The 12,020-nt window shown below is 45.0% G+C and carries 8 protein-coding genes; 6 read left to right on the forward strand and 2 right to left on the reverse strand.

Annotated elements, in window-relative coordinates; translation table 11 throughout:
• Nucleotides 1–314: 314 nt before the first annotated feature.
• Nucleotides 315–2,444 (forward strand): 5'-nucleotidase C-terminal domain-containing protein, encoded by a 2,130-nt coding sequence (locus tag ABIE27_RS04610; RefSeq protein WP_123063843.1) that lies wholly within the window; start codon nucleotides 315–317, stop codon nucleotides 2,442–2,444.
• 218 nt (nucleotides 2,445–2,662) lie between these two features.
• Nucleotides 2,663–2,998, forward strand: a complete 336-nt coding sequence (locus tag ABIE27_RS04615; protein WP_123063844.1) for a hypothetical protein — start codon at nucleotides 2,663–2,665, stop codon at nucleotides 2,996–2,998.
• A 137-nt stretch (nucleotides 2,999–3,135) separates the two neighbouring features.
• On the opposite strand, the gene ABIE27_RS04620 is transcribed toward ABIE27_RS04615, so the two are convergent.
• Nucleotides 3,136–3,858, reverse strand: coding sequence for a YheC/YheD family protein (locus ABIE27_RS04620; protein WP_429350000.1), 723 nt, complete (start codon nucleotides 3,856–3,858; stop codon nucleotides 3,136–3,138).
• Between the two features lie 247 nt (nucleotides 3,859–4,105).
• Here ABIE27_RS04620 and ABIE27_RS04625 point away from each other — a divergent pair, with 247 nt between their 5' ends.
• The 4 genes from ABIE27_RS04625 to ABIE27_RS04640 all read left to right on the forward strand — a co-directional run bounded on the left by ABIE27_RS04625 (nucleotide 4,106) and on the right by ABIE27_RS04640 (nucleotide 10,982).
• A complete protein-coding gene (locus tag ABIE27_RS04625) occupies nucleotides 4,106–5,374 on the forward strand; it encodes an L-lactate MFS transporter (protein ID WP_123063846.1) in 1,269 nt (422 codons plus the stop codon).
• A gap of 345 nt (nucleotides 5,375–5,719) precedes the next feature.
• Nucleotides 5,720–6,814: a bifunctional glycosyltransferase family 2/GtrA family protein gene (locus ABIE27_RS04630; protein ID WP_161556893.1), complete on the forward strand. Its 1,095-nt coding sequence runs from the start codon at nucleotides 5,720–5,722 to the stop codon at nucleotides 6,812–6,814.
• The gene (locus tag ABIE27_RS04635; protein WP_429350001.1) at nucleotides 6,814–9,105 is read left to right on the forward strand and encodes a glycosyltransferase family 2 protein; all 2,292 of its coding nucleotides are present in this window, start codon (nucleotides 6,814–6,816) and stop codon (nucleotides 9,103–9,105) included. Before ABIE27_RS04630 ends, ABIE27_RS04635 begins: the two co-directional genes overlap by 1 nt.
• Nucleotides 9,106–9,116: 11 nt before the next feature.
• Nucleotides 9,117–10,982: a hypothetical protein gene (locus ABIE27_RS04640; protein WP_429350002.1), complete on the forward strand. Its 1,866-nt coding sequence runs from the start codon at nucleotides 9,117–9,119 to the stop codon at nucleotides 10,980–10,982.
• A 166-nt stretch (nucleotides 10,983–11,148) separates the two neighbouring features.
• Here ABIE27_RS04640 and ABIE27_RS04645 read toward each other — a convergent pair whose 3' ends face one another.
• Nucleotides 11,149–12,012, reverse strand: coding sequence for a hypothetical protein (locus ABIE27_RS04645; RefSeq protein WP_429350003.1), 864 nt, complete (start codon nucleotides 12,010–12,012; stop codon nucleotides 11,149–11,151).
• Between the last annotated feature and the right edge of the window lie 8 nt (nucleotides 12,013–12,020).

Here is a 12,020-nt window from a genome sequence, read left to right on the forward strand (position 1 = left end):
AAAGCGCTATAATAGATGGTTTATATCGTTATGAGCTTAAACATGATTTGTAGAAGTTGCAGGAAGGCGTAGTGGTAGTGAAAGAGGATGATTCATTCATGTAACAGAGTCGGAAAGTGATTACAAAGTGAATATATAACATTTTATTCCTCTAAAGCAAGAAAAAAATATAAAATACAACATTTTCAATATAAAGCGTTCTATCTTTTTTATAAAGTTTTTTTACATAAATTTAATAGAATCAACCACTTTTATGAATTGAACTGTGGTAAAATATCTCAGGATATGAAATTGGAGAGGGGTTTTGTTTACTCATGTCTTGGAAAAAAGTGTTGGGGAAAAGCACTATTCGTGTGGCTGCTGCTACATTATTACTCACTCAGCTGTTCGGCGCGGCTGGTTCCGTTTCTGCCGCAGGCAAAGATGTAGAAGTACATTTGATAGGAATCAATGATTTCCACGGCCAACTGGATACAACATCTATGGTTGGTGATAAGAAGGCAGGTTCGGCTCCGATTCTAGCAACCTATCTCAAAGAAGCTCAAGCCAAGTATGAGCATTCCTTGCTGTTCCATAACGGCGATTCGGTTGGTGCATCTGCTCCAGTCTCATCCCTTGATCGTGATGAGCCGACGATGGAATGGATGAATATGATGGAATTTGATGTGGGTTCCCTAGGTAACCATGAATTTGACCAAGGGATTGCCGCATTGAAGGCTCAAATTTTTGGCGGTCTGGATCCAAAAGAAGGTAAAGTAACTCATGCCGGCGCAAAATTTGATTATGTGAATGCAAATGTGATTGAAAACGCTACTGGTAAACCTCTGATTAAACCATATGTGATTAAAGAAGTAGGCGGCGTAAAAATCGGATTCATCGGACTCGTGACAAAATCAACGCCGAACAAAGTATCTCCAGCAGGTACAGCAGGTGTACGTTTCCTGAGCGCTGAAGAAGAGGTTGAAGCCGTTAATAAATATGCAAAAGAATTGCAAGGCCAAGGCGTAGAAACGATCATCGTCCTGGCACATGACCCAGCATCGACCAAAGAAGGGGTAACAACTGGAGAAGCGGCTGATCTGGCAAAAGCTTTGCCTGCAGATTCTCCTGTTGATGTCATTGTTGCGGGTGACAATCACGCTCTGGCGAACGGTGTCGTGAATGGCAAACTGATCGTGCAAGCGTACTCTTATGGTACGGCATTTGAAGATATCAAACTTATGATTGACCCTGTTACGGGGGATGTAACTGAAAAATCAGCTACGGTGACAACCACTTTCCAAGAAGGTGTAAAAGAAGATCCTGAAACACTAGCGATTATTAAAAAGTCTCTGGACAAGCACCCTGAGCTGACGAAGCCAGTAGGTACAACAGATGGTACAGTTTTGCGTACAGATGCTTACAATAACGAAGCTCCGCTGGGCAACCTGATTGCAGATGCGATGCGTCAAGCAGACTTTGGCGATAAAGCAAGCAAAGCTGACTTTGCGTTCATGAATCCAGGTGGTATCCGTGCAGACCTGCCCAAAGGGGATGTGATCTTTGCAGATCTGGCTAAAATCCAGCCTTTCGGCAATACACTCGTAAAGCTGGAGCTGACAGGTGAGCAAGTAAAAACGTTGCTGCAACAGCAATGGGGCACCAATGCTGACGGCACACCAAATACAAAAACTTTGCAAATTGCTGGTTTGAAATACACAGCAGACTTCAGCAAGCCGGTTGCTGAACGTGTGACGGCTCTTACACTAGAAGACGGCACACCGGTTGATCCTAAAAAATCATACACCGCTGTGGTGAACAATTTCATGGCTGCAGGTGGAGATAACTATAAAGTGCTGCTGGATGCGAAATCATCCTTGGCTGGCCCAATTGATCTGGATGTGTTCTACAAATACATCACAGATACATTCAAGGGCGGCGATATTCAAGCTAAAAAAGAAGCCCGCATTACAAACATTGGTGTCGCTACAGAGCCAGCAGAAACTCCAGCACCAGTGAACAATGAACCTATTTCTCGTGCTGAATTTGTCACTACGCTCGTGGATATGCTGAAGCTTAACGCGGTATCTACAGCACCTGAATTCAAAGATGTTGCTGCGAATGCTGCATATGCAGATGCTATTGCAGAAGCTTCTAAAGCCGGATTTATTCAAGGCTATGGCGGTAACTTCTATCCTGAGCGCGATATTACTCGGGAAGAGGCAGCAACCATTTTGGCAAAATTGGTGAACAGCCCGGCATCCGAAGCGAAGGCAGCAACGATCATCGCTGGCTTCGAGGATGGAAAATCCGTTTCTGCTTACGCAGTAAAGCCACTGGCGAAGTTGATTGATAAAGGTATTTTCAGTGCAACAGACAAAAAAATGCTGGAGCCTAAGCAAGGCCTTTCGATGAATGATGCTAAAGCAATCATTGAAAAAGCAGCTGCGGCGAAAGCTTCTTAATTCTAACTTGTAAAGCACTGATGGCTCTTACGGATCAGGAAGTTTTTATCATGTGACGAGCTTTCTACATGGCTACAACAGCTGCAAACCACTCGCTAATCCAGCGGGTGGTTTTTTTTGTAAGGCAAATACACTTTTTCAACCTTGTCCACGTCTATCCCTCACCAAAATCGCTCTATTGCATCTAATAAACTATCAACAATAAGGAGGTTTTGAGAATGGGAAATCGTAGACCTACAGGTGGTTATGATCCGGTTCGAATTTATAACTCTACTTCGTATAATGCGTTTGGGGCTGTCGAGTATGCATCTATCTTTTGCAGTAATGATCAATACAGTGTGCAGCGTGATGAGACATGGCAAGCTTCTGGACGTGGAGTTTGTCTGGTCACTCGCATCACTGCAACGGTTAGAACACCAAGTGGCGATATCGCAGCTGAACCATACACGTCATCAGGAACATCCTACAGCCAATTCGCTATCATCCAGGTTGGTCCGAACCAGTTCCGTGTAACACGTGTCGTAAGTGCGGCTAGACGTCGCCGGAAATGTTGACGATATCGGCAATAGGTTGAACAAAGAGAAGGGTGTTTTACAAACGTGCAGTAAATGGATTCTCACAGTTATAAGACAAGAAGCGGCTCTCCCAATAAATCTATGGAGAGTCGCTTCTTGCGTCGTAAAGATTGGAATTAATGCTTCTGATACCACAAGATTCGGCGATACATCGAAGAGTCTTTCAAGCGCCGAAAAGGGCGAAGGTCAGGGCGATAATTGCCTTCAATAATCCAGATTCGGCCTTTCTTATCGATGCCGATATCAAAACCGATTTGTCTCAGATCAGGGTAGTGCACTTCGAGGCTCTTGGCAGCCAGCAGAGCAGTATGCTCCACTTGAAGGAGCAGTTTCCGTCCACCAACACGTGCTAATTGCAGTGCTTTGAACACAGACATGGTACGGTTGGTCACATTGGTCACCAGATATCCGCGTGAAGCGATCTTGGCGTAGGAACCGGTTACCTTCCAAGCGGACGAGTTTGCTTTTTGACGTTGAACCATGATACGAAGATCGAACGGCCTTTGTTGAATGCGAGCTAAATATATACGTTGCTGGATGATATACTCACGATCCATGTTGATTTGATTAAGCCAATCCTGTAAATCACTCTTGTTTTGCATCGTAATGATATTATTCTCGTTTTGGATTTGGTAGGTACCCGTTTTCAGACACCGGATGAACACAATATCTCTCCCATAACGTCCGTCGCAGGGTTTCAGCACGACACTTGAATGTTGTAACAACATATCGTGCAGTGATTCTTTTCCTAACAACTTTGTTTCCGGAAGTCGCCTGGCGAGTAAAGGTACACTGTTAAATGCACGATATTGCAGCCATTTATCCCGTTGAAATAACATTAACATCACAGCCTTTAGTCAGGGTCTACACAAGGTCTACGAATCTCCTTTCATCATAGTCGAAACTTATCTCTGGCATAAGCCGCCATTCGTCTAAAATTGTGACTCTCCGCCCTTATCAGCTACTACAAAAATCCTTTATAAAGCTATACGTGTTGTCATAGATGGATATAAAAAGCTGTGCTACACTTTATCGCATGAGTTAGTGAATTATTTCACAATAAAATCATGAGGAGAAAAGATCTCAGTGGAACTGACAAAAAAGAGATGGATTATTCTGATTGCAAGCTGTTTTATCAACCTATGTATTGGCTCCATTTATGCATGGAGTGTGTTTGCTGCCCCAATGGCAGCTTATCTAAGTGGTCTCACAGGACGTACATTGACACCAGGGGATTTGGCCATTGCGTTTACAATCTGCAATTCAGTCGGACCCATTACGATGATATCGGGTGGATGGATTAATGACAGGTTCGGACCCAAGAAGGTCATTCTGGTTGGAGGGATCCTATTTGGGGGCGGAATGATTTTATCCAGCTTTGCCACATCTGTAGGTTTTCTGGTATTTGCTTATGGGATTGTGCTTGGTTTGGGAACGGGAATGGTTTACGGTTGCACGATCAGCAACTCCATCAAATTTTTTCCGGACAAACGCGGATTGGTTGGGGGCGTAACAACGGCTGCTTATGGTTTAAGTTCGGTGATTATACCTCCGGTCGCCAATGTTTTGATCAGCAACTCGGGGGTAACCTCTGCATTCATGATAATAGGGATTGCCTTTCTCCTTATTATTTGCGTAGCTTCGTTCTTTATTGAGAAATGTCCGGCTGATTTTACTCCGTCAGGATGGACACCGAGTGCTGTCCAACTTGCCCGTTCTCCGCGAGAAGATAAGAATTGGAAAGGCATGCTTGCCAGCCCGATCTTCTACGTGATGATCTTGCTGTTGATCAGCGGAGCTTTTGCTGGACTGATGTGCACCTCTCAAGCTTCACCTATCGCTCAGAAAATGGTTGGTTTGTCCGCTGCTGCGGCAACAACAGTTGTATCGATCCTGGCGCTGTTTAATACAGGTGGCCGGATTCTGGCCGGGTATATCTCAGACAAAATTGGCCGAATCAATACACTTGCCATTACGTCTCTCTTATCTGTCGCTGGCCTGATTATGCTTTATTTTTCAGGAGAGAACAATGTAGGTACATTTTATATGGGAATTTCCATGATTGGTTTAAGCTTTGGTTCCTTAATGGGGGTATTCCCAGGCTTCACGGCAGATCAGTTTGGGGCCAAAAACAACAGTGTGAATTACGGGATTATGTTTATCGGATTTGCACTGGCCGGCTATTTCGGACCCTCAATTATGAGGAATGTGTATAGTGCAGACGGCAGTTATCAGAGAGCCTTTGTTATTGCAGCAGTCTGTGGTCTGACCGGATTTATTCTGACCTTCGTATATAAGTGGGCTGTCAAATATCAGAATAAAAGTGTGAATAACAACCATAAAGTGACAGTCTGAGATGAAAGTATCTCAATAGCATGTTTGATCATGGTGGAAAGTCATTTCAACAGGCTGATGATTAAGTCATATAAATCATTCGATATAACCCGAACCGCCCGTTTAATAAACGGGCGGTTCTTTATTATTTATAAGGTACCAGAATGATTAATATGTCAGAGGGATATAGTCTGTTACGACTAACATATGTACATAAAAATGTAAAACTTTTTTACCATTAGATTACAAAAATTCTCGTTTACGACCCACCTTTTCGATGGTATACTCTCCTATATTCAAGGAAGATATTAACACTAATATACACCAAGTTTTCATGAAAATATGTCGAATTGGGGCTCATTTCGGATGATTATAGCAAAAGAAAAGGACGAAACGATCATCCTCATTCCTTCGCTGGAACCAGATGATAGACTTTTATCCTATGTACGTCAGTTGCGAGACTATGGTTTTACGAAATTGGTCATTGTAGATGATGGTTCTGGTGAGAAATACCAGCACATTTTCAAGGAATTAGAAGATAATGGATGCTTCTTGTTGCGGCACGCGCAGAATCAGGGGAAAGGTGAGGCGCTGAAGACCGGATTTCGTTACATAGCACAGCATTATGGGCAGGCTCACTATGTTGTTACTGCGGATTCAGATGGGCAACACGCTGCCGAGGATGTCTATCGGATTGCTCAGGAAGCCAAACGTCGTCCGAATGACTTACTGCTCGGCGTTCGGGATTTCAGTGAGGGCGATATTCCACCTAAATCTTTGTTTGGTAATCGAATGACGTCGTTTATTTTTGCGCTGTTATATGGAAAAAAACTGTCCGATACCCAGACGGGACTTCGTGCCTTCGGTACAGGGTTATTGTCATTTATGCTGGATGTACGGGGCAAGCGATTTGAATATGAACTGCAGATGCTGATCTCCTGTATTCAGTCAGGTATTGCCATTCATACGGTGCCCATTCAGGTCATCTATGAGAATGGCAATGCGGGTACACATTTCAAAGCCATTCAGGATAGTGCCCGCGTTATGGGTGTGCTGTTCTCAAATTTCTTTCGTTTTATATCATCGTCGGTTGCCAGTTCTGTCGTTGATTTGGGAATTGCTTGGTTTTTGATCGATTTCCTGCGTCCCATGATGGGAGATCAGCATTATTTAAGAATTTTGCTCGCGACTGTTATTGCCCGTGTCATCTCTATTGTTGTGAATTATGTTCTGAATCGATATTTTGTGTTCCGCAAGGAGGGCAGCAGGGGTAGCCTGTGGCGTTACTTAACATTGTGTGGCTTGGTGATTTTGTTGTCGAGTACAGGCGTGTATTTATTCCATACCCTATTCCTCGTGGATGAGAAGGCAGCAAAATTCGTCTGTGATGCCATCCTGTTCCTGCTAAGTTTCCAACTGCAGCGGAGGTGGGTATTTGCAGCAAGGAGGAAGCAGCTGTAGTGCAAAACGAGAAAAGGCAAAATGTATTTTTTATCATCACCATGATTCTCATGACCATCTATTTGATCTGGCGTATGTTCTTTACGCTGCCATGGGGAGAAGGGGTGCTGAATGTCATATTTGGCATGTTGCTCATTATAGCGGAGATGGTTACTGTAGGGACGACTTTTGAGTTGTTTTTTCAAAAGATGCAAAAGAAACGGGCACAGCTCGATTTTCCGGTGATCCCGGATGAATATTATCCGCACGTCGATGTATTTATCGCCACCCATAATGAACCCGTTGACCTTTTGTATAAAACGGTAAATGCCTGTACGTTTATGGATTACCCGGACAAGTCCAAGGTACATATCTATCTGTGCGATGATGGGGCCAGACCTGCGGTTGAAGAGCTGGCGAAGCAGTTCGGCGTAGGATATCTGGGTTTCCCCGGCAACAAAGATGCCAAATCCGGTAATCTGAACAATGCGTTGAGCAAGACATCTTCTCCGCTAATTGCGACCTTTGATGCAGATATGATTCCGCAGCATACGTTTCTGATGAAAACCGTACCCTATTTCATGCTCTCCACGTTTATCGAAGAAAATGGAGAATGGCGCCTTCGCCGTGAAGAGGAGATGGACCCAACCTTTAAGCTGGGGCTGGTGCAGACCCCGCAAAGCTTTTACAACCCGGATCTGTTCCAGTTCAACCTTTATGCGGAGCAGGGTATTCCGAACGAGCAGGACTTTTTCTCGCGTGAGGTTAACATTCTGCGCAATGCGTCCAATGCCGTTGCCTATACGGGCAGTAATACGGTGATTGCCCGACAAGGTATGGTGGATATCGGTGGATTTCCGCTGAACACCATTACGGAGGATTTTGAGACGAGCATTCGGTTACAGCAGGAAGGATATATTACGTATGCTACTCAGGAGGTACAGGCAGCAGGGCAGACCACGACCACAATTCCAAGCATGATCAAGCAGCGGATACGATGGGCGAGGGGTATCATTCAGAGTTTGCAAAATACGCGTGCACCGCTCTCCAGAAAGCTGCCTTTCTGGACTAGAGTGACCTATGTGAGCAGTTTTTTATACTGGTGGTCTTTTTTCAATCGGCTGATCTTTATCCTGTCTCCAATTCTGTTTGCTTTATTTGATTTCCAGATTGTAAATACGACGTTCTGGCAGATTCTGATCTTCTGGTTGCCATCGTATTTCTTTTACAGCCTGTCGATGCGTTATCTGTCCAGTAATATACGGAATCAGCGCTGGAGTCAGGTCATTGATACGATCTTCATGCCGTATCTGATCTGGCCGGTGATTCTGGAGACGGTAGGCATCCGTGAACGCAAGTTCAAGGTGACGAATAAAAATCGTTCAACCGGACGTGAGTGGATCGCATCAATGAAGTATGCACTGCCGCATATTATTCTGCTGATCCTGTCCATCGCTGCGATTATCCGGTATGTGAATGGCAAGTACGGCATTGCTTTGTTTTTCAGCAGTATTATCATCTTCTGGCTCGTTCACAATATGATTGCCTTGTTCTATGCACTCTTCTTTATGATCGGACGCCGAGCATACCGGGAGAATGAGCGGATCAGGGCACAAGAGGACGTTATTATCCGTTATCCGGACAGCACACTGCGTTACGAGGCCAAAACCGTGGATCTCTCGGAAAATGGCATTGCATTTTATGTGCCGTACCCGATTTATCTACCAGAGCAGAAGACCATCTCTTTGGTCGTCAAATCGAGTCGATATGAGGCCAATCTTGATGCGGTTATCGTATATGTCAAAGCAGATGGCGAGGGCTGGCGTTATTCCGCAACGGTTAAGCCGCTCAGTGAGACAGATAAACGGCAATACATGCAGCTCATCTATGACCGGAAGCACTCGCTGCCGGAGCAAATGAACCTATGGGATACTGCATATGACGACATGCTGCGTAATGTGAAAAAACGGATTGTGCAGCCCAAATCAGATCAGCGGAAGATGCCAAGGCTTTCCCTTCATCTTCCCGTAACGTTTACGAATCATGCGAGTTGTACACTGCTCAGCTTTAATTATCGTTTCTTCTCTGCCACGAATCTGCAAGGTAAGATAGCAGAAGGGTCAGAGGTTACTTTTTACACCGAAAGCAATATTGAAGTGGTCTTAAAACATACGGGAAAAACAACGGCAAACAAACGTGAAGTGCTTCTCTCCGTAGAGAATATCGATGAGATCTTGGGGCGTGGTTTGATTGATCAGTTGCTGAGTGATTTGATTCATCCACAAGCTGAGCGGTTCACCAAAGAGGGTTAGGAGAGATAGACATGCTGTTTTTGCTTCAACTTGTGATGGGCATTTTACTCATAATATCGATGATCGGTTATATGCAGTTTGTCCGTAAGGTGATGTCCATCCGGTGGGAGTTCATTCCGATATTTGTGTTCTCGGCTATCGCGTGTATCGTCTATTTTGCCGGATTAGCAGGGCAGCTCTTCACGGGTAGCATTGTTGTGCTGGTCACAGGCTTACTGTTATTTAGAGGCAGAGTGATACAAGCTTTGTACCAGAGTAAACGGGGCACATGGTCTTTTTCATTTTCGTTATTTCAATTGAGTTTTCTGAGCGTGGTTTTCGTATTTTTGCTCATTCTGTTCCACACGGAGCTGACTCACTACGATAATTTCTCACATTGGGCGATTGTAGTGAAGGAGATGCTGAGCACCAATGCGTTTCCAACACCGAATTCGGACCTGATTGAGTTTAAAAATTATCCGCTCGGCACGTCGTCGTTTATCTACTACATCTGCCGATTTATGGGACATGCTGAGCCGATCATGTTGCTGGCGCAGGGGCTGCTGATCTTTTCTTGTTTTTATGCCATGTTTGGCATCGTGTCAGAGAAAAAAAGGTTTCTATTATATGCTTTTCTTGGGTTAGGTTTATCGACATTGTCCTTTTTCAACCTGACGATTCGCATCACCAACCTGTTGGTGGACTTCCTGCTTCCAATCTATGCACTCGCCATTGTGGCAGCGATATACCAGTATCGTCAGGATCTTAAGCGAGCTTGCATCATTATTCTGCCGCTGGCGGGTCTGCTGACGATAATCAAAAGCACAGGCATCATTTTTGCTGCCGTGGGGCTGATCTTTCTCGTATACATCTGGCTTACGAATAAGCAACGTGCGAGCTGGAAGATTGGACTCGCTGTGCTCGGTACCATTGCAGGGGCATTACTGCCGTATTTCAGCTGGAGCTGGCGTATGGCAACGGTATTCCACGGTGTGAATAACAAGTTCGAGGGAGCTGCCGCAGCCTTAAAGTCGGGTAAAACAGCAGAACAAAAGTGGGAAATTCTTGTGCTTTTCCTGAAATCCAGCGTGGACATTACCTCCAGACCTGTGCTGGGTATTGTTATTTTTGAAGTTGCTGCGATTGCTGCTTCGATTGTGGCCTATGTGGTGCTCAAGAAGAAATGGAACCTATGGAAAGTGCTGATTGCACTGAATGTGGTCGTTGTACTGTACTATGCCGGTATTCTGGCACTATATCTGTTCTCCATGCCTGTGGATGAGGCTGTTCGACTGGCTGGGTTCGAGCGTTACGCATCAAGTATCGTGGTGTTGTTCGCTGGTGGACTGGTACTCTGTGCAGCTGTGGACATTGAGCGTACGTTCCATTACCGCATCGGTGAAGTTCCCGATTATCAATCATTCAAGACGGTACAGACGAAGAAGCATTATCAACAGGGAATCATCGCCTGTATGGCACTCGCGGCAACAACCCTCTTGTCCGAATATAATGGTATGATCTCGATCACCAAAACGTATGACAAGACCCTGCCCTACGAAGTTCATAAGGTGACAGGGGATCGGTGGTATACGGGCGGCAAGGAAGATCGAAATAAGTATCTGTTCTATGGCTCTGACCGGGATCAGCAGGTCACCAGTTATTACATGCAATACGTAGGCAGATACTTCTTATATGCTCCCAATGTGGACGGTATCGTGCTGTTCTACGAAGATAACATGGACAATCTGTTAAGTAACTATGACTACCTTGTGGTGATTGAGACGGATCTTAATGCGAAAATGCTACTGAAAAAGCACTACGGCGTTGATATGCAAAAAGGGATCTATAAGATCACCCGATCCGGTGATAAGATTATGCTGACTTTAACCTCAGTTTAAATGAAGCCTACCACGCAGTGATCCAAGACACGCGTCCTTCAAAAAAAGAAGTGGCTTCCGTCTTATCCTCACGCTGCGGTAGTAACAAGGACAGACTAAACAAAAGCTCCACTCCCATGAAACCGGTGAGTGGAGCTTTTTAATATGCTTGATGTAGAACTTCTGCTTAGGCAGTATTACCCTCGGGTTTAAGCTTGCGTATAAAGGCTTCGATATTATCGATCAGCAGTTTGTTGTATGGCGAAACGGTCCGGGTAATGGTCTCTTTCACCGAATGGACAAATGAGCTCGGGTTGGTCATGTCAGCCCTTTCAAATCGGTTCGGGATGGGCAGGTTACCCGCAGCGCGGGCCGCATCCTCATGGTATTCTTTGATCCATGCTTGATTCTTAGATGCCTGTTTCGCAAAGTTCTGTAGAATGCTGCTCCAGTCTTTGTTGTTTACGATGGCGTCCTGCAACTTATCATAGGTCTGGGGCTGGAATTTACGCATCATATAATGAAGATCAACGTAATCCTCTGGCGCACCGACCGGTCGTTGCGGTGGTGTATCATACTGAATTTGTTTCGTTTCAGGGTTAATCGTTCTGGTTGTGGAGATGGCTCCAATCTGGCGAATCGTATTCATGAACTCGGTAGCCTGATCACCCTTCATGTAGTTGTTCGCTATGTATTGTGCTTGTGTCAGACCGAGTTCGAGTAGAGCGGATCGACCATCCCCTTCCGTCACGTCCGTAATCAGATTGGATTGAATAATACCATACACCGTTTCTTTGACCTCAGAAGATTGGCCCTTGAGCAGGCGTTCCAGTGACTCGTTAATCTGAACGGTGCCGAAGTAAACGGCTGAATGGTTCACGATATCCAAGGAGGCGAGCTGTCTGGAAGCGTTACTGATCTCCACGGTATCTGTGTCATGAGACAAATCGAACTTCCCTGTAATCATCGTTGGCTGATTCGCTTGTCCTGTGCGTTGTTGTGAATGAGTGTAGGCATTGAGGTCAAACGGCGTCGTGCTTTGAACCTTCATTCGTAAAC

The sequence above is a fragment of the Paenibacillus sp. 4624 genome (assembly GCF_050435065.1).
Classification (GTDB): Bacteria; Bacillota; Bacilli; order Paenibacillales; family Paenibacillaceae; genus Paenibacillus; species Paenibacillus amylolyticus_D.

Coding starts and splice junctions, on each gene's coding strand:
- ABIE27_RS04615 (WP_123063844.1), top strand. CDS start 2,663: ATGGGAAATCGTAGACCTACAGGTGGTTATGATCCGGTTCGAATTTAT.
- ABIE27_RS04630 (WP_161556893.1), top strand. CDS start 5,720: ATGATTATAGCAAAAGAAAAGGACGAAACGATCATCCTCATTCCTTCG.
- ABIE27_RS04640 (WP_429350002.1), top strand. CDS start 9,117: ATGCTGTTTTTGCTTCAACTTGTGATGGGCATTTTACTCATAATATCG.
- ABIE27_RS04645 (WP_429350003.1), bottom strand. CDS start 12,012: ATGAAGGTTCAAAGCACGACGCCGTTTGACCTCAATGCCTACACTCAT.
- ABIE27_RS04620 (WP_429350000.1), bottom strand. CDS start 3,858: ATGTTATTTCAACGGGATAAATGGCTGCAATATCGTGCATTTAACAGT.
- ABIE27_RS04610 (WP_123063843.1), top strand. CDS start 315: ATGTCTTGGAAAAAAGTGTTGGGGAAAAGCACTATTCGTGTGGCTGCT.